We start from the raw sequence: 17444 nt of genomic DNA on the forward strand, positions 1-17444 counted from the left end.
CCCCACTCGCCCGGTACTCCAGTGCCAAACTTTACTCCGTTCATTGCCATTTGCCAGACCCGGGTGCTTACAGAGGATTACATCAGTGGGGACCTGTTCCTTTTACAGGCTATGTTCCTGTTTAGGCGTGCTGCGACAGGCCCGCGGGTTTGGATTGCCGGCCGTTTTTTGTTCGCTGCTGGCGACCGGAATGTTGTGGGCATCGAGGGAGGCACTGTTACCGGCGGGACTGGCAGAGAATATGAGCACGCGCTATGGCGCCGGGGCCAGTGAACGGCTGCACCGGTGGGAGGCGGTGGTGCTGGGCGAGCGCGGCAGCCATGGGGCGGAGCGGCTCGGCTCGGTGAATCGGTTTCTCAATCGGATGACGTTCGTGAGCGATCGGGAACACTGGCAGCTGGCGGATTACTGGGCCACCCCGGCGGAGTTCCTGGCCACCGGTGCCGGGGACTGTGAAGACTACGCCCTGGCCAAGCTGTTCAGCCTGTACCTGGCCGGCACGCCACTTTCACGGCTGCGGCTGATGTATGTGGAGGCACTGCCGCAAGGGGAGCCCCATATGGTGTTGCTCTACACGCCGGAAGGTGGCGAGCCGCTGGTGCTGGATAACCTCAACGGTGAGATACTGCCGGCGAGTGCCCGCACAGACCTGCGGCCGGTATACAGCTTCAACGGCGCGGGGCTGTGGCTGAACAACCAGCCCGGTGGTGAGAAGCCGGTACCCCGCTACCGGGGATCGCGGCTGTGGGACAACGTGGTGGCACGGATGCGGCGGGAGGGGTTCGACCTCTAGACCGGTTCAGGCCAGCCCGTACCCCCGGGGGCGAGCTTCCGCATAACTGATGTCATGCAGGCCATCCATAAAGGAAGAAGGAACAGGGCCAGGATGAGACAGGAGAACAGATTTTGACCAGCGGCAGACTTCGACTGTTCGGCGGGCCGGCCGGGCGCGTAACCCTGGTGATGACCGCGCTGGTGGCCGCCTGCCTGTGGTTTGTGCTGGATAGCAGCCGCCAGCACCTGCAGGGGCGCGCCCTGGCCGCAGCGCAGGATAGTGCCGCTACCCTGACGCTGGCGCTGCAGCCGGTGCTTGCGGAAGACAACCTGCTCGGCGCGGAAACGCTCATCACTGCGATGATGCAGACCGGCAATTTCGGTGGAATTGCCCTGTACAGCGCGGATGGGGAAATACTGCTGGAGCAATCGCGGCGGGAAGTACAATTCGGGATTAATGGAATACCGGGCTGGTTCCGGCAGCTGTTCCCGCTGGAACCGCCGGTTGCCCAGGCACAGGTGAGCCGCGGCTGGGAGCTGGCCGATACCCTGCGGGTTACGGCGGATACCACACCCGCCTACCGACAGCTGTGGCAGCTGGCCCGGAGCATACTGGGGCTGGGACTGGTTGCGCTGGTATTGGTGTATGCGCTGCTGTGGCAGTGGGCGCACAGGGCACGCCGGCAAGTGGCTGCCCTGGCTGGGCAGCCCGGGCGGGCAGCGCCCCCGTCGCAGGAGCCACTCGTCTACCCCGCCTCGGGCTCTTTTACGCCAAAGGACAGGAAACCTCAGCGCGGCAAGGAGAAACGGGAAATTACCGAGCCGGTGGACTGAGCATACCTGTCCAACCTGCCAAGCTTTCACGCTGGCGGGCTTTCACATAAGGGGTGCATGCCTGGCTGCAACCGTTCATCGCAAAATTGGCCCGGGAAATGCGAAGCAGCACGTTGAGCAGCCTTCCCATTTGCGCTAGGGGCTGTACAATCCCGTGACTGGAACTAAAAACTTCCGCACAAAAATATTGGGGAATATTAAGAATGAAGAAGACCATTTGGGGGATGGCACTGGGTACGGCCGTACTCAGTTCTGCGGCGCTGGCCGATGTAAAAGAATATATCCAGGCCGGCTACACCATGGACCAGGTGCTGGACTACGCGATCGAGCGCGACGGCATGAAGCTGGACAAGGCCATGATGAAGGCGCTGGACGAAGCTCCGCAGCAGGCTGATGCCATCATCGCCGCGGCCGTGGCTATTGACCCGGACCGCGCACAGGAGCTGATCGACATGGCCGCAGCGGCCGGCGTTGACCCGGAGCAGGCGTTCACCGCTGCGCTGGTTGGCGGTGCCGACCCGTCTACGATTTCCAAGCCGACTGCGGCCGGTTCTTCGCTGGCAGCCAGACGAGGCGCCCCTGAGAACCTGCCGGCTCCGCCGTGGAGCAATGCCGGTGGTGTGGGTAACGGCCCTGCCTCTGACAATTAATCCAGTCACCTGGAATAGAAAAGGCCCGCTAGGGCCTTTTTTTATGGGTGGGGGTTCGGTCTCTAGGGCCCTGAGATGCCGAGCGATGTACGTCCCGCCTGCGGAGCTGGAGAGCTTTGGGGGTTTCTGGATCCCGGCCTGCGCCGGTGTGCCGGCCCAGCGGGATGACGCCGGATGAGGAGCTGTTAGTGGCAGGCCATACTCGGCCCGATTGGCATTGGCTGTAGGAGCCTGCCTTGCAGGCGAATCAGGGTTGGGGTGTTCGCCTGCAAGCAGGCTCCTACGGGAGAGCGTGGAGCTGTTCGGTCACGGGTGGGCGGTGTAAGTGGTTACCGACCCCGGTACAATGGATGCTTTACGCCGGTATGGATACCGCGATAACAAGAACCTGAAGAACCACGTTTTTCCATGCCTGAATTGAGTCCCGGTATTGCGCGCCTGGAGCGCGGCCTTTTCTATGCCCTGCTGGCGCTGCTGTTCTGGCTGCCCATTCCGCTGGGTTCGCACCGGCCCTGGGCCTGGGCATTAATGGAGGTGTGGGTGTTTGTAATGCTGGCCGGGTGGCTGGTGGTGAATACCCACTCACCGCGCATGGCCCGGCTGCGGCCCTACCTGCCACTGCTGTTGATATTTGGCGTGTTCCAGCTGTGGGTGGCCTTCCAGCTGTTGCCACTGCCCATGGGCCTCCTGGAAGCCCTGTCCCCGGCGAAGGCCGGCCACTGGCTGGCGACGGATCCGGGCGCGGCCAGCGCCACCCTGTCGCTGGATCCGAACCAGACCCATATCGGCCTGCTGAAGGGCCTGGCCTACTGCGGCATTTTGTTCCTGGTGCTGGCACTGGTGGATTCCCCCGCGCGGCTGAAAACCCTTGCACTCACAATTGTGCTGGCCGGTACCTTCCAGGCGTTTTACGGCGTTCTCATGGCCCTGTCCGGGTCTGACAAGAGCTGGGTGCTGGGGATGCCAAACAGCTACGGTAAGGCCGCCGTTGGCGGTTTTGTCTATAAGAACCATTTCGGCAATTTCCTGGTGCTGTGCCTGAGCCTGGGCACCGGCCTGCTGATTGCAGGGCTGGGGAAGTGGCGGCACACCTCGGTGCGGGAGTTCCTGCGCAGCTTCCTGGCCACCATGCTGAGCGGCAAGGCGGTGGTGCGGCTGTGCCTGGCGATGATGGTGATCGGGCTGGTGATGAGTCACTCGCGCATGGCCAACACCGCCTTTTTTGCCAGCCTGTCGGTCACCGGTGTGCTGGGGCTGCTGCTGATCCGCAAGAAGAGCCGCAGCCTCACGGTGCTGCTGGCCAGCATGCTGGTGATTGATCTTTTCATTGTGGGGAGCTGGTTCGGTGTGGACAAGCTGCGCGACCGCATCGAGAACAGCAGCTTCGCCCAGGAGACCCGTGACGAGGTGAACCAGTACGGGACGGCACTGGTGGAACAGTATCCGTTCACGGGTACCGGTGGCGGCAGTTTCTATTCCTCTTTCCCGAGTGTGAAGGGACCGGGCATCAATACCTTTTACGACTTGGCCCACAACGATTACCTTCAGTTCGCCATCGAGTTCGGCCTGCCGGCGACGCTGCTGCTGGGTGTGGTGGTGCTGTGGAGCCTGGTGCTGGCCCTGCAGGCGCTGCGCCGGCGGCGCCAACCGCTGATGCAGGGGATGGCGTTTGCGGCGGTGATGGCGATTGTGGCGGAGCTGGTGATGCTGTTGACCGATTTCCACCTGCAGGCGCCAGCCACGGCGGTTTATTTTATGTTGTGCCTGGGGCTGGCGTGGATGGCGCGGTATATGAAAGTGGAAGATGGGGAGCGGGTGCCGGGGGTGCCGCGGCCAGCGGCCGCTCCTACGGGAGGGGTTTCAAATTTTACGACGTAGGGTGATTTGCGTTGCGGCTCGATAGCGCGGGGTTTGGTGTAACGCTGGTGGTTCGGGGGTTTCGCGGCCATGGGCCGCTCCTACAGGAAGGGCTCCCGGTTTTACAGGAAGGGTTCCAGGTTTAATGGCGCGATAATCGCGGCCAGCGGCCGCTCCTACGGGGTGTTGATCATTAGCGCACATAAAAAAAGCCCCGCGGTGCGGGGCTTTTTTGTTGCCGGCGGTGTTTTGTTAGGCCGCCACTTCTTCTTTCTTCACTGCCAGGCTGGCGGCGAAGGCGGCCAGGTCTTCGCCCAGCTGCGGGTGCTGCAGGCCGTAGACCAGCTGGGCCTTCATGTAGCCCAGCTTGTTGCCGCAGTCGTGGCTGCAGCCGACGATGCGGTAGGCGTCTACCGGCTGGCGCTTCAGCAGTTCGTCGATGGCGTCGGTAAGCTGGATCTCGCCGCCGGCGCCGGGCGCGGTGCTTTCCAGCAGGCCCCAGATTTCCGCCGGCAGCACGTAGCGGCCCACCACGGACATGTTCGAGGGCGCGGCGTCGACATCGGGCTTTTCCACCATGCCGTCAATCTTCGCGGTACCGCCCTCGTGCAGCTTGGCGCCGAGGCAGTCCACCACGCCGTACTTGCTCACCTCTTCCCAGGCTACCGCCTCCACCATAATCTGGCTGTGGCCGGTCTGCTCGAAATTCTTCACCATGGCGGCCAGGTTGTGGGTGGTCAGGTCCGACTGGAACTCATCCACCAGCACGTCCGGCAGCAGCACTGCGAAGGGCTTGTCGCCCACTACCGGGCGCGCGCAGGCGATGGCATGTCCCAGTCCCTTGGCCTGGGCCTGGCGCACGGAGATGACGGTAACGTCTTCCGGCACGATGGAGCGCACATCGTCCAGGATCTGGCGCTTGAGGCGGTTTTCCAGCTGGGCCTCCAGCTCGAAGGAGGTGTCGAAATGGTTGGCGATGGCATTTTTGCTGGCGTGGGTGACCAGCACGATTTCCTTGATGCCGGCTTTTACGGCTTCATTGACCACGTACTGGATCAGCGGCTTGTCGACGATCGGCAGCATCTCTTTCGGGATTGCCTTGGTGGCGGGCAACATGCGCGTGCCCAGACCCGCCACCGGAATGACGGCCTTTTCCACTTTGTTCATTCTTGTTGTCCTCAGAATTCTTGGTACACCTATTCCGTGCAAGATCCGGGCTAACCCGTCCGTCCCACAGGAAATTCCCCATTGCAGAGGGGCCTATGCTCTTTGGCCTCAATTATTGCAGCGATGGCCGGGCTTTCCCATGCCTCCCTGGCGAGCCAGGCGCTCTCTTTCACCCGCTGGCCTGGTCGCTGTAATCGCACCGACAGCAGGACCCTGGAAGGCCCCGATACGCACCAGTGGCCATGACACCAGGTCAATGAGAGGGTCGGCAATATCCCGGCCGGGTGTCCGCCGCCGGGGCGAAAGCCCCGAAGAAGTGCATCCCCCATGATTAGCCACCGCCCCGACCAGCCAGCGCCTGCGGAATCATCCCCAAATGACCCGTCAGGCGCTGATTAGTGCTGTACCGGAGCGGTGGCTTTCCCCAATATGCGGCATCAGTTGTGCCGCGATTCCCCTGTGTGTTGTTCTTGCTTCTTAGTCGGGATGCCAGAGTATTCGATTGGCTCGAGGCCTCCCGCTGACATCCAATGTTACCTGTCTCAGCCGCCCCAGACAGCCTTAACCGATTACATTCCATTACAGCAACCGACACCAGTAACCCGGTGATGGCCCCCGGAATAAAAGCCCGCATATGCTGCGGACAATGCAACCTGGTTCACATTAAGAATGAGAATTATGCCACTCTTGAGACGCCTGTTCCATCATTTGGTCGAACATGCTCCGGCTAAAACTTGATCGGAAAGCACAAAGTGCTGGTAAGGTCGGCAACTATGAAAACTTAATCCTGAAAAGCCGCTGGGTGAACGTATTGGGGAGTACGAAGTTGCCGGGGCGGGAAGAATTTTTACCGAGAGTGCACCTGCTCACCGACAGGCCCTGGCAGGGAGCCGGCCGGCGCCCGGCGGAAGGAACAGGAAGTGGCGCCCCTTACCCTAGCGCCTCAGCAGGCGAGACAGACCGGGGAGCGCCGAACACTTGCTAGGCCGGCTCGCTCTCAAGCTGCCCCTCTTCGGCAGCTGAGCGATATCCGTCTGGGTTGCGGCTCTGCCAGCGCCAGGTATCGACCATCATCTCCGCAAGCCCCAGCTCGGCTTTCCACCCCAGGATCCGCTCGGACTTGGAGGCATCTGCCCAGAAAGCCGGAAGGTCACCGGGACGACGCGGGGCAATGCGGAAGGGGATCTCCACGCCGGCTGCGTCTTCGAAGGCACGGATAATCTCCAGCACCGACGAGGCCCGTCCGGTACCCAGGTTGAAAGCTTCCGCGCCCGTATTATTCGCCACCCAATCGAGGGCCCGTACGTGCCCCTTGGCGAGATCTACAACATGCAGGTAGTCCCGGCGGCAGGTACCGTCGGGCGTCGGGTAATCATCGCCGAATACCGAAAGCTCGGGACGCTTGCCCACCGCAACCTGCGCGATATAAGGCAACAGGTTATTGGGAATACCGCGAGGGTCTTCACCGATCAGGCCGGAAGGATGAGCCCCAACCGGGTTGAAATAGCGTAGCAGCGCGACAGAAAGTCCCGCATCGGCTCTGGCGGCGTCGATGAGGATTTGCTCCACCATCCACTTGCTGGTGCCATAGGGGTTGCTGGTATTTCCAGTCTGGAGGGTTTCCACATAGGGAACCGGGGCGTCGGTCCCGTATACGGTTGCCGATGAGCTGAACACCAGCTGCTTTACCGAAGCACTGCGCATGGCCTCGAGCAAAACCAGTGTGCCCGCCACATTATTGCGGTAATACTCGAGCGGCTTTTCCGAAGACTCACCCACCGCCTTCAGGCCGGCAAAGTGAATGACTGAACTGATATTGTTATCTTTGAAAACCTGGTCGAGCAGGACCCTGTCCCCGACATCCCCCTGATAAAAGCGTACCGGCTTACCGGTGATCTCAGAGACCCTGGAAAGCGCGACCTCCGAGCTATTACAGAGGTTGTCGATAACCACTACATCCCTTGAGGAGTTACACAGTTCCACAAGAGCGTGGGAACCAATGTAACCTGCCCCCCCGGTTACCAATACTTGTTCACGCATGACTGACCTTCCAGATATCCCCATTGGCATCGCCAAAAAACAAAAGGGTGAGAAGACGAGCCGCGCAGCGGCTCCTGAACTCCAGTCACCGTTGCTGAAAAACGTTCTCTCACTGCCCCAGGCTCACTACAGGCCCCAAAACCCTGCAGTTACGGACGCGGTATGATGCCATATTTGAGCGCGGGGGACTCCAATTGTCGGCTCGCAGAGTGACTCATCGGTTTAGCGGTGGTCACTATGGAAGGGAGCTTGTTGGCGGGGAGCTTGGCCCCAGGCCACGATCGATAGCGAGTCCCTTCCCTCCCGCAAGCCCCGCGATCAGGTACGAACATGGCCCGCAAGGTCACCGGGACAATCCAGGCTTCCCTCGTTACGCCCGGGTTTGGGCGCCCCCCGAACGGCCAATACTGCGGACCACCAGGGTTACGGTGCCTCAGGTGGCCGAGGTGAACAGCCCAATACCAAATAACATGCACACGAATACGGTAACCAAGGTAAAGGTATCCATTCTGGCCTCGTAGCTTCTCGCCTTCCTGGATACCTGTGACACGAGCACAAATAAGCCCGGGATTACCAATGCGCCGAAAAAAACCTGGACGAGCGTGTAATTGAGGTTGCCACCTGATCGCGGGAACCAGAACAACGCTAGCACCGATATGTTCACAAAGAACAGCAACCAGAAGACCACAACTTTAGCAGCGGCCGGCGCGGCGGCTTTCTGCGGAATAGTTTCCTCGCTCATGGTTCACCTGCTCCTTCCTCTGGTGGCCAGATTTGCCGGGTAGTGGTTTTCTTGACGCTGGATGGTGGGCCCATACACATCAAGTCACTGAACTTTCGATTGCGTGCATACGCCTTGATCAAACCCAGGCAGGTATTGTTGGCGTTGGTCGTATCGAGACCATACAGCACACTGAAGAATTTGTGGGTTTCATTGGTCAGTTCAAGCTTCCTGGAGACATAGTAAGCATCCTTCAAACCGACGCCGGTTGTGATTGCACCAAACTCCGCCGGCAACTCCGTACGACAGTCTTGCCGACCCGGACGGACCGTAACCTCTGCATCGCTTTCTTTGAGCCTATCTGCATAGCCCTCTTTTATGCCAGCCAACAAGTCTTCACACATCTTTCGGTCGCCATCCACGATAACTATCTCAACCGTCCGTACACTGCCCGCGGCCCCGGTTATAGTGAATTCAAACAATGCGTAAAGAGGATCCGCAGACACCCCGCGGGATGCCGCCGGGATAACCAGCAGCAGCCACATGAAAAGATTCTTTAACTTCAAATCAGCCCCCGAAATTTCTATTTTTTATAGCTCGCCTAGCGCCGACACAATGTTGCACTAAAACGAAAGGCTATAGGAAATATTTCCTCAGGCCAAATGAATATGGAGGCGGGGCTTTAAGCTCACCGCACTGCCTCCAACTACAAAAAGGCCGCATCCTTTCGGATGCGGCCTGGTGGCTCGCCTGATGTTTGGTGCCTGCTGCTCGCTCAGCCTAGCGCGATGATTCTCGGGCTGCGCCCGCTCACCCCTCCGGGGTCGCTGGTGCGCCAGCCCGACCTCCGGGCGCTCTGCGGCAGCGCCAAGGCGGTGCCTTGTGAACCGGAGCTAAACCTCAATCACGTTACGTTTCTTCCAAATACAAAAAGGCCGCATCCGAAAGGATGCGGCCTCTAGCTCGAGTAAACATTGGTGCCTGCTGCGAGTCCTGCCTAGCGGGATGATTCGCGGGCTGCGCCCGCTCACCCCTTCGGGGTCGCCCTTATGGGCGCTCTGCGCCACCGCTTTGCGGTGGCTTGTGAACCGGGGCTATGCCTCGATTTCGCAGTGAATCAGCCAAACAAAAAAACCCCGCACCTTGCGGTGCGGGGTTTTTTTGTTTGGTGGAGCCTAGCGGGATCGAACCGCTGACCTCCTGCGTGCAAGGCAGGCGCTCTCCCAGCTGAGCTAAGGCCCCAAATTGGGTGCTTTCCGTCGAAAGCGAGGCGCATTTTAACAGTGCGCAGTCCCCTGTCAACTAGAAAAACAACTTTTTAATCAAACAGTTACGACCGGGGCGTCAAGACTGGTCTGCCGGCCCAGGCAGTCGCCTGCAAGCACGAGGTTATCTGGATGCCGGCCTGCGCCGGCATGACGGCGGAAGTGGTTGTAGGAGCCTGCCCTGCAGGCGAGGACCTCGGGGGTTCACCAGGCGCCGGATTCGCCTGCAAGGCAGGCTCCTACGGACGGGTGGTATTGGCCTCGCCTCCCGGGGAGAACCTATGCCCCAACGGCTCGCCTGCAAGCAGGCTCCTACGGAGCGGGGGTGCGGCAAAGTCCAGCGGCCCTGCCGATCCCCAAAAGCAGCCCTGCCCTCACTTCGTCATTCCGGCGGATGCCGGAATCCAGTCATCCGGGGGCGGGCCGCCCCCGGGGTTACCGCCCTGGTGCCGCTGACGGGACAGCTCAGGCCGGCAGCAGGTTCGCGTATTCCTTCTCCCAGCGCTTGAGCACCTTCTTGCCGGCGCCGCCGAGGACTTCCACGGCGTGGCGCAGGCGGGCGCGGCTGAGGTCGGGGCCGAGCAGGACCATGGCATCCATGACCGAGAAGGACGCGGTGGTGCCGCTGATGGCCACGAACAGCGGCGCGTTGAAGTCCTTGAGCTTGATGTCCATGGACTTGGCCAGCTCCTTCACGGCCTGGAAAATGCTGTCGCGGTCCCAGGTGCGCAGGACCTCCAGGCGCCATAGGGCGAACTGCAGCAGCTTCTTCTGCTCGTCCAGTTCCAGCTTGTTGCCACTGAAGCTGTCCTCGGTGAGCGGCAGCTGGCCGGCGGCCAGGAAGCTGACCAGCGGCGCGAAGTCGCCGAAGGTCTCCATGCGCTCCCGGGCGTGCGGCAGTACTTTGAGCAGGTTGTCGCGGTTGAACATCCACTGGGTCAGCCGGTCGGCCAGCTGCTCGTTCTCCAGCTCACGGATCCACAGGCCGTTCAGCCAGGACAGCTTCTCCACGTCGAACACCGGCCCGCCCAGGGAGACGCGCATGATGTCGAAGTGCTCCAGCATCTCGGCCAGGGTGAACTTCTCGCGCTCGTCCGGCATGGACCAGCCCATGCGGCCCAGGTAGTTCAGCAGCGCCTCGGGCATGAAACCCGCGCGCAGGTAATAGAGGATGGACGTGGGGTTCTTGCGCTTGGACAGCTTGGTCTTGTCCGGGTTGCGCAGCAGCGGCAGGTGGCACAGCACCGGCATGTCCCAGCCGAAGTACTCGTACAGCAGCTTGTGCTTGGGCGCCGAGTTGATCCACTCCTCGCCGCGCAGCACGTGGGTGATCTCCATCAGGTGGTCATCCACCACGTTGGCCAGGTGGTAGGTGGGCATGCCGTCGGACTTGAGCAGGATCTGCGCATCCACCTGGCCCCAGTCGATCTCGATGGGGCCGCGCAGCAGGTCTTCCACCACGCAGGTGCCCTCTTCCGGCACGGTCATGCGCACCACATAGGGCTCGCCGGCCGCGCGGCGCTTCTCCACTTCCTCGTCTGGCAGGGCCAGGTCGCTGGGCTTCAGGGCCGTGCGGCCGGCCTCGCGCAGCTCCTCGCGCAGCTGCTCTAGCTCGTCGGCGGTGCGGTAGCAGTGGAAGGCATGGCCCTTCTCCACCAGCTCGTCACAGTACTTCTTGTAGATGTCGCCGCGCTCGCTCTGGCGGTAGGGGCCGTGGGGGCCTCCCACGTCCGGGCCCTCGTCCCAGTCCAGGCCCAGCCAGCGCAGGCTGTCCAGGATCGCCTGTTCAGACTCCGGGGTGCTGCGCTGCTGGTCGGTATCCTCGATCCGCAGCACGAACTTGCCGCCCTGGGCGCGGGCGAAGCACTGGTTGAACAGGGCGATGTAAGCGGTGCCTACGTGGGGGTCGCCGGTGGGCGACGGCGCGATGCGGGTTCTTACGGTCATGACAAACCTGATTGGCTGGAACGGGTGAATTTGAGGCGCGGCATTATATCGTTGTCCACCCGCGACGCCCAGCGGTGCAATTTACCTGACAATCATGCCCTTCCGTAGAATATAACGACATTTTGACGCTGAATGCCGCAAAATCACCGTGACTTATGTCACAGAAGCGGTATCATTTGCGCCATCTGTAATAACCTGTAATTTTCCGCCAGACGGACTTGGTACAGGTGTACAGCGCGCCGATTCCTAAAAGACCAAATAAGATCCAGGCGCCTCCCTGCTGCGTAACTGCACACAACATATTTTTGAGCTTATAAGGAAACCGGTATGAAACAGAGATTTCAGCTACTGGCGGCAGTCGCGTTGGCTGCCGTTGCGTTCAATGCTTCAGCCGCTAATCAAGGCACGGTAGGAACCACCGCGTCTTCCGGCGATTTTTTGATCAATCTGACAATCAGCCCCGCCATAGTGGTGGGGATGCTCGATGACATGGACCTGAGCGTGGACGGCGCAACGCCGGGCACTCCTATTGTCGGTAGAGAGAACATTTGCGTAGGCGGCATTGGTGCAACCACTTACACTGTTGCCCTCGATAGCGCCAACGGCTCCGACGGTTTCACACTGCTAGGCAATGGCGGCGATACAATGCCGTACAAAGTAAACTACGCCAACGACACCGATATAGCCTCGACAGGTGACGCCGCGACAGATAACACCGCTATTGCTCCGGCTGGTGGCGATTACACCCTCAATGAAACACTGGCCTGCGACACGGAGACCTCCCAGGTCATTGTGTCTGTTCCCCATACTTCCTGGGAAGCGGCAACTGACAGCAGCTACACGGACACCCTGACTGTCACCGTAACCGCGCTCTGAACGTGAAGGCCCTTGATCAAAAAAATAATCGAGGGCCCCTTCATCGTCTCCAGAAGGATGAAACGGGCAGCCGCAAGCATTGTTATCGCGCTTGGTTTTAGCGGTCTAGGCTGTATACCCTTAAAGGGTTACGGCGCGACCAGTGCCGCCTTTACATTGGAAACGGCCGCTCCCCCCGGGTTTGACGAACTCACCGCACCCCAGCCCCTTGTGGCTGATCTCTACTACGGCAACCGCTCACTGGGTTCTGTCCAGGTCACTGTTAGCCCCCAGTCAGTGCATTTCAGCGATCCACAGGGTGTGCTGCAACTGCTGCCACCCACCCTCAACCCTGACGTGGTGCTGCTAGCCCTGATCGGAGAACTGCCGCGCAATTCCCATCATGTCTGTCGTATCCAGCAGCAGCGCGATTGCGGCGTACTGCAGCCGGAGACCGTGGGAGTCATCTACGATGCGAGCCGTTTCCGGATCGACCTGTTCATTGCCCCTGCCCTGCTGCCCCAGCAGGCCGCCATCGAGGATCCCTACCTGCCGGACGCCAGCAGCGACTTCTCCTTTGCGCAAAACATCACCGGTAGCTGGTCGGGCGTGCGCAGTGAAAATGGCCCGGATGCGCAGAGCGCGTCGCTGTTCGGGCAATCGATACTGAGCTTCGGGGCCAGCGGGCTGCACAGCCAGTGGTCTGCCGGTGACGGCGGCGAGAGCCAGGTTTACCAACTGCACTGGTCGCGCGACTACCGCGGCAAGGCCTACTCGGCGGGACTGATCCAGCCACAGTTGAGCTTCAGCAGCTTCTCGGCCGCACCATATTTTTACGGCCTTGAGTACCGCAGTTCCAACAACAGCCGCGTGGACAGCAGCTACCAGCAGGGCGCACCGCTGGAAGTGAACATGCCGGTGCGCGGGCGGGTGGAGCTACACCGGGATAACCGCCTGCTGCACAGTGAATTGCTGGAAGCGGGCAACCAGATGCTGGATACGTCCACCCTGCCCGGCGGCGCCTACGAACTGGAAATCCGTACCTTTGACGAGAGCGGGCGACCCCTGGCGCAGTACACCGAGTTTTTTGCCAAGGATTCCTTCCTGCCCGCACCTGGCGAGTGGCGCTGGAGCCTGCAGGCCGGCAAGCCGGCCCGCCTGGGTGCCGACACCCTCCTGCCAGACCAGGCCGACGGTTATTTTGCCCAGGCGGGCGTGGCGCGCCGGGTGTTCGACAATACGGGGTTTTTCGCCAACACGGCCACTACCGGCCAACAGCACCTGCTGGAGCTCGGCGGGCGCTGGATCAGCGAGCACGTGGAATTGTCACCCAGCCTGCTGCAGGCCAGCGATGGGCGCAGCGGCTATCGCCTGAATGCCCTCATGCGCAGCCCCTGGTTCAGTCTCAGCCTGACCGAGGCGCACCTGGATGCGCCCGCTACCGCAGAGGCGTCCAATACCTATTCGTTGCTGGGCCGCGGTTTTCACCAGCGCAGCGCCAGCATGAACACTACCCTGGCTGGCGGGCAGCTGGCGCTGCGCTACAGTGAGCGGGATCGCGGTGTCGGCCTGTCCTCACCCGAATTCAACCTGGACGAATTCGGCACTGCTGGCGACCGGCTCACGACACTGGAATATCGCCGCAATGTTTTCCGCAACCGGCACTGGCTGGGCGAGGTGACCCTTGCCCACAGCGATGCCGACGGACAACAGCTCACCAGCGCCACTTTCGAGTTCCGCCGGCGCAGCACCCACTGGCATCACAGCGCGCGCCTGCGCAACGATATGGACGATGCGGGCGAGCAGGTCCTCCGCGCCGGGATGGATTCCAGCTGGAACGATCGCGACCGGTGGGCGCTGGAAGTTGACCAGCAGCTCTCCGCGGAAACCGCTGAAGATGAATATTACCTGGGCAGCAATACCCGCATCGCCGGGCATCGCGGTTTCCTGGCCTCGACCCTGGGCTACCTGGCCGGCGAGAACGACAGCGCCTTCAATTACCTGGGCAGTTTCTCCACTAACCTGATGACCGACGGCGAGGAATTCGCCTGGGGCGGCGAGCGACCCTATGACAGTGCGGTACTGGTGTCGATTGACGGTAGTGAGGAGCAGGATTTTGAGATCCTGGTAAACGGGGCCCGCCGCGGCTATGCCAAGGGTGGTGCCCGCTCGCTGATCAACCTGCCCGCCTTCGACAGCTACCAGGTGACACTGCGGCCGTTGCAGGATGGCTTCTACGATTACCGGGAACAGGGGGAGACGGTTACCCTCTATCCCGGCAACGTGGCGCGGACACAATACGAGATCCACCCCCTGATCCTGGCTGTCGGGCGGATCGTGCGCGACGGGCAACCGGTGGCCGAGGCCAGGATCTCCATCGGGAATTTCACCGCCGTAACCGACGACATGGGTGTATTCCAGATGGAGATGCGGGCCGACCCGCAAAGCCTTTCCTTTCCGCCGGTGCGCTGGAACGGGTGCAAGGTCGCCATCCCCGAACAGAGTTCCGGCGAACACTGGGTAAACCTGGGCGTCATTAACCTGTCGCAGGCACAGTGCACCAAGGAGGGCCCCGGCAATGCTGCCGACTAACCGCCCGGCCCTGCTCGTCCTGTTGCTGTGCCTGATGCTGCAGGCCGGACTCGTGAACGCCGAATCCACCAATGCACGCCCCTGCGACAACGGTGCCGGGCCGCCCGACGATCCCACGGAGCCGGGTTACGACGAGCGGCTGATTGGCGTGTGCTCGCTGGAAAACACCTCCACGACCTTACCCTACCAGCCATCGGCCAGGCTCCAGGGCGAGGTAAACTTCTCGGTCCGCAGCTGCTCACCGGATGGGAGCAGCAGCGTGTGCGACTTCGCCACTCCCTACACCGTCATGCTCACGGGCACCAGCACGAAGAACGGCAACAAGTTTGTGCTCCTGGGTGAGAGCGGCCAGGGCGACGTCACGGTTAAGCTCGCGTACCGGAGCGGTGGCAGGTCGGAGGAACTGGATTCGGGCAAGGAGAGCGCGCTGTTCCCCGGCGGTGCGAACGGCCAGCAGGTGCCGGCTGCGATCGAAGTTTCATTGCAGAACCTGGGCCAGCTCAAGGAAGGGAGCTACAGCGGCACCTTCTCTCTGGCCCTGGTTCAGTGCGGCTCAAAGGGACTGAGTGGCAGTGTGCCCTGTGACGGCAGCAAGCCGACGACACGCATCGCTGCCGGCGAGGAAATCACGTTTACGATCAACCTGGCGGTAGCATCTGCAATCCGTATCTCGGGCCTGGCGGATATGCTGCTACAGGACGACGGCAGCGGCACCTACACCGACAGCCAGGATTTCTGCGTATTCAGCAGCAGCGGCACACCATTCCGGATCACCGCCGACAGCCTGACCGGCAACGGCAGCTTCCTGCTGCAAGGCGGGGCCCAGGCCCTCGCCTACGAGACTACGGTAACGAATCTTGCCAGTGGCGGCACGGAACAGCTGCGGGAGGGTGTCATCTCATCCAGTACCTGGCCAGGACACCCGCTTGAGGACTGCAATGGTTACACCGAGGAGAACATGTCGCTCGTGATCAGTGTCCTGCCGAGCGAGATAGGCAATGCCACCGAGACGAACTATGTCGACACACTGACGCTTACCGTTGAAGCGCAGTAGTCAGCGCACGGGCAGTTTTTCAGTGCTGGAATTCTCTCCAGACCTTGCCACCACAGACAGGTAGCCACCCTCCAGCTCCTGCGGGACGACAAGGCCCGCACCGGCATAGATACGCCCGCTCAGTCCGAGGTCGGTGCAACTGCCTTCATCCCGGCAGTGCTGAATCTCGGCAACTTCCACATTGACACTGCCAGTGTTCTGCAACTGCCACTGGTCGCCTGCCCTGCTGAGGCCAAGTCGATATCGCCCCTCAGGCGGCTGCACGAACACCAGCGCCTGGTAGGCCACCAGGATCTTGAGTGCGGTGCGGTCGGTCTTGACGTCCCCCACCACCGGCTTGAAGGTCACCCGGTAGACTTTCTCCGTTTCCAGGTCGCGCTCGAGCGACATCAGCCGGAAGCGCTTCTGCTCCCCCGGCGCCAGCACCGCCCGCGCCGGGTTGACCAGCAACTTGAATTCCTTCGGGTCAACCACCCGCACGCGCTTCTCGTCCGGCTGGCCGGGGTTGTCCACCCGGTAGATCTCGGTCTGCAGGTAGAGGTTTTCCGCATCCGGGTTAGAAACGACGATATCGTCGCGGGAATTGGGCTGGTCGGTCAGGTAGACGATGATTTTGTCCAGCGACATGGCAGCCAGCGCCGGCTGGGCCAGCAACAGGAGCAAAGCGGCAATGACCGGGCTGATACGGTCGCGGGATACTGGAGATGATCTGGGGAAGTTCATTGCGCCATTTTATGCCGATCGACAGGCCGCGCAAGCAAATGACGGGCCGCGGTATCGTAAACAGGTGAGAGTCAGGTGGCGATGATGGTCACGGACCTTATTTCACGCCGGGAGGAGACGGTAAAGCAACCGGCATGCCTGCCTGCTTCATGGGCCTGGTGCCGCCCATCCGCGTACTCCACCTCTACGGTTACGCCTCGCCGGGGGATCCCGGTGAAACACAGTCGCCGGCCCAGCCGCTTCAATTTACCGGATACCACTTTCACGGTGATGGGGATCCGCAGGAGGATTTTCAGCTGGCCACTTGCCGAACCACCCTGTGCCAAGACGACCAGCGGGCAGGCCATCACCAGCGCTATGACCAGAAGGGCTATTTTGGTGCGTGACGCCGCCCGTTTTTCCGGGTTAAACCGGGAAGCCTCCCGCCAGCGAGACTGAAGCCGGGTATGAGCAGACCAATCGGAATCGATACGAGGCACACCCATAAAAAGCACTTATTATCAATTTCTTTTGTCTCATATTACGCAGAATGGCGCCTAAAGCAACGCATGAGAGGGACATTCGGCCTGGCATTTTATTACACGTCATTACACCCGCTATTCAGCTATGACAGTCACAACTGTCGGCTCACTTCCCGTGACAACAGCGATACAGCCGTCCACGTATTTGCCGATCTCGCGCCTGGCGCTCGCCTCGCCTGCGCGCACAACCTCCAGGGAGTAGTGCTGTGCCGGTACCCGCACAAAGCACAGGCGCGGCGGGGCGCCGGCCTCCCCTGCCTGCGAAGGGACAACAGCGGCGGGCAGCCGCAGGGTGATGCGCAGCTGGCCACTGGCGGAGGCCTTATCCGCGGCAATACCGGGCAGGCACGGGAGAGCCAGCAGCGCGATCACAAGGGCGGCTGTCGTGCGCACGGAATATACCTCCTGCCCCGCTTCCGCGGCGTAACCCAGATACTCTGCCTG

At 61.3% G+C, this 17444-nt stretch carries 15 protein-coding genes and 1 tRNA gene; 8 read left to right on the plus strand and 8 right to left on the minus strand.

Annotated elements, in window-relative coordinates; translation table 11 throughout:
- The first annotated feature begins 241 nt into the window (after positions 1-241).
- The 4 genes from BLT26_RS02910 to BLT26_RS02925 all read left to right on the plus strand — a co-directional run bounded on the left by BLT26_RS02910 (position 242) and on the right by BLT26_RS02925 (position 4136).
- A complete protein-coding gene (locus BLT26_RS02910) occupies positions 242-793 on the plus strand; it encodes a transglutaminase-like cysteine peptidase (protein ID WP_217631361.1) in 552 nt (183 codons plus the stop codon).
- Positions 794-906: 113 nt separating this feature from the next.
- Positions 907-1608, plus strand: a complete 702-nt coding sequence (locus BLT26_RS02915) for a LapD/MoxY N-terminal periplasmic domain-containing protein (RefSeq protein WP_091507955.1) — start codon at positions 907-909, stop codon at positions 1606-1608.
- Between the two features lie 203 nt (positions 1609-1811).
- A complete protein-coding gene (locus tag BLT26_RS02920) occupies positions 1812-2258 on the plus strand; it encodes a hypothetical protein (protein WP_139169369.1) in 447 nt (148 codons plus the stop codon).
- Positions 2259-2666: 408 nt separating this feature from the next.
- Positions 2667-4136 carry an O-antigen ligase family protein gene (locus BLT26_RS02925; protein WP_091507962.1) on the plus strand — a complete coding sequence of 490 codons (1470 nt, stop codon included), beginning with the start codon at positions 2667-2669 and terminating at the stop codon, positions 4134-4136.
- A 231-nt stretch (positions 4137-4367) separates the two neighbouring features.
- On the opposite strand, the gene galU is transcribed toward BLT26_RS02925, so the two are convergent.
- The 6 genes from galU to gltX all read right to left on the minus strand — a co-directional run bounded on the left by galU (position 4368) and on the right by gltX (position 11255).
- Positions 4368-5282, minus strand: a complete 915-nt coding sequence (galU, locus tag BLT26_RS02930) for a UTP--glucose-1-phosphate uridylyltransferase GalU (protein WP_091507965.1) — start codon at positions 5280-5282, stop codon at positions 4368-4370.
- A gap of 981 nt (positions 5283-6263) precedes the next feature.
- On the minus strand, positions 6264-7322 hold the full coding sequence (galE, locus tag BLT26_RS02935; protein WP_091507968.1) for a UDP-glucose 4-epimerase GalE: 1059 nt from the start codon (positions 7320-7322) through the stop codon (positions 6264-6266).
- Positions 7323-7755: 433 nt separating this feature from the next.
- A complete protein-coding gene (locus BLT26_RS02940; RefSeq protein WP_091507971.1) occupies positions 7756-8064 on the minus strand; it encodes a hypothetical protein in 309 nt (102 codons plus the stop codon).
- A complete protein-coding gene (locus BLT26_RS02945; RefSeq protein WP_091507974.1) occupies positions 8061-8588 on the minus strand; it encodes a hypothetical protein in 528 nt (175 codons plus the stop codon). Before BLT26_RS02945 ends, BLT26_RS02940 begins: the two co-directional genes overlap by 4 nt.
- A 621-nt stretch (positions 8589-9209) precedes the next feature.
- A tRNA-Ala gene (locus tag BLT26_RS02950) sits at positions 9210-9285 on the minus strand.
- A 488-nt stretch (positions 9286-9773) separates the two neighbouring features.
- Positions 9774-11255 carry a glutamate--tRNA ligase gene (gltX, locus tag BLT26_RS02955; RefSeq protein WP_091507978.1) on the minus strand — a complete coding sequence of 494 codons (1482 nt, stop codon included), beginning with the start codon at positions 11253-11255 and terminating at the stop codon, positions 9774-9776.
- A gap of 327 nt (positions 11256-11582) precedes the next feature.
- On the opposite strand from gltX, the gene BLT26_RS02960 reads away from it, so the two are divergent.
- The 3 genes from BLT26_RS02960 (at position 11583) to BLT26_RS02970 (ending at position 15756) form a co-directional block, all read left to right on the plus strand.
- Positions 11583-12131: a hypothetical protein gene (locus BLT26_RS02960; RefSeq protein ID WP_091507980.1), complete on the plus strand. Its 549-nt coding sequence runs from the start codon at positions 11583-11585 to the stop codon at positions 12129-12131.
- Between the two features lie 210 nt (positions 12132-12341).
- Positions 12342-14702, plus strand: a complete 2361-nt coding sequence (locus BLT26_RS02965; RefSeq protein ID WP_245720560.1) for a TcfC E-set like domain-containing protein — start codon at positions 12342-12344, stop codon at positions 14700-14702.
- Positions 14689-15756: a hypothetical protein gene (locus BLT26_RS02970; RefSeq protein ID WP_091507987.1), complete on the plus strand. Its 1068-nt coding sequence runs from the start codon at positions 14689-14691 to the stop codon at positions 15754-15756. Before BLT26_RS02965 ends, BLT26_RS02970 begins: the two co-directional genes overlap by 14 nt.
- Here the strand turns inward: BLT26_RS02970 and BLT26_RS02975 are convergent, their stop codons facing one another.
- Complete coding sequence (locus tag BLT26_RS02975; protein ID WP_483869221.1) at positions 15757-16440, minus strand: fimbria/pilus periplasmic chaperone; 684 nt, start codon at positions 16438-16440, stop codon at positions 15757-15759.
- A gap of 173 nt (positions 16441-16613) precedes the next feature.
- Here BLT26_RS02975 and BLT26_RS02980 point away from each other — a divergent pair, with 173 nt between their 5' ends.
- Positions 16614-16865, plus strand: a complete 252-nt coding sequence (locus BLT26_RS02980) for a hypothetical protein (protein WP_091507993.1) — start codon at positions 16614-16616, stop codon at positions 16863-16865.
- Positions 16866-17075: 210 nt separating this feature from the next.
- On the opposite strand, the gene BLT26_RS02985 is transcribed toward BLT26_RS02980, so the two are convergent.
- Positions 17076-17393: a hypothetical protein gene (locus tag BLT26_RS02985; RefSeq protein WP_139169371.1), complete on the minus strand. Its 318-nt coding sequence runs from the start codon at positions 17391-17393 to the stop codon at positions 17076-17078.
- Between the last annotated feature and the right edge of the window lie 51 nt (positions 17394-17444).

It is taken from the genome of Microbulbifer yueqingensis, assembly GCF_900100355.1.
GTDB classification, from domain to species: Bacteria; Pseudomonadota; Gammaproteobacteria; order Pseudomonadales; family Cellvibrionaceae; genus Microbulbifer; species Microbulbifer yueqingensis.

Coding starts and splice junctions, on each gene's coding strand:
- BLT26_RS02910 (WP_217631361.1), top strand. CDS start 242: ATGAGCACGCGCTATGGCGCCGGGGCCAGTGAACGGCTGCACCGGTGG.
- BLT26_RS02920 (WP_139169369.1), top strand. CDS start 1,812: ATGAAGAAGACCATTTGGGGGATGGCACTGGGTACGGCCGTACTCAGT.
- BLT26_RS02925 (WP_091507962.1), top strand. CDS start 2,667: ATGCCTGAATTGAGTCCCGGTATTGCGCGCCTGGAGCGCGGCCTTTTC.
- galU (WP_091507965.1), bottom strand. CDS start 5,282: ATGAACAAAGTGGAAAAGGCCGTCATTCCGGTGGCGGGTCTGGGCACG.
- galE (WP_091507968.1), bottom strand. CDS start 7,322: ATGCGTGAACAAGTATTGGTAACCGGGGGGGCAGGTTACATTGGTTCC.
- BLT26_RS02940 (WP_091507971.1), bottom strand. CDS start 8,064: ATGAGCGAGGAAACTATTCCGCAGAAAGCCGCCGCGCCGGCCGCTGCT.
- BLT26_RS02945 (WP_091507974.1), bottom strand. CDS start 8,588: ATGTGGCTGCTGCTGGTTATCCCGGCGGCATCCCGCGGGGTGTCTGCG.
- gltX (WP_091507978.1), bottom strand. CDS start 11,255: ATGACCGTAAGAACCCGCATCGCGCCGTCGCCCACCGGCGACCCCCAC.
- BLT26_RS02960 (WP_091507980.1), top strand. CDS start 11,583: ATGAAACAGAGATTTCAGCTACTGGCGGCAGTCGCGTTGGCTGCCGTT.
- BLT26_RS02970 (WP_091507987.1), top strand. CDS start 14,689: ATGCTGCCGACTAACCGCCCGGCCCTGCTCGTCCTGTTGCTGTGCCTG.
- BLT26_RS02980 (WP_091507993.1), top strand. CDS start 16,614: ATGCCTGCCTGCTTCATGGGCCTGGTGCCGCCCATCCGCGTACTCCAC.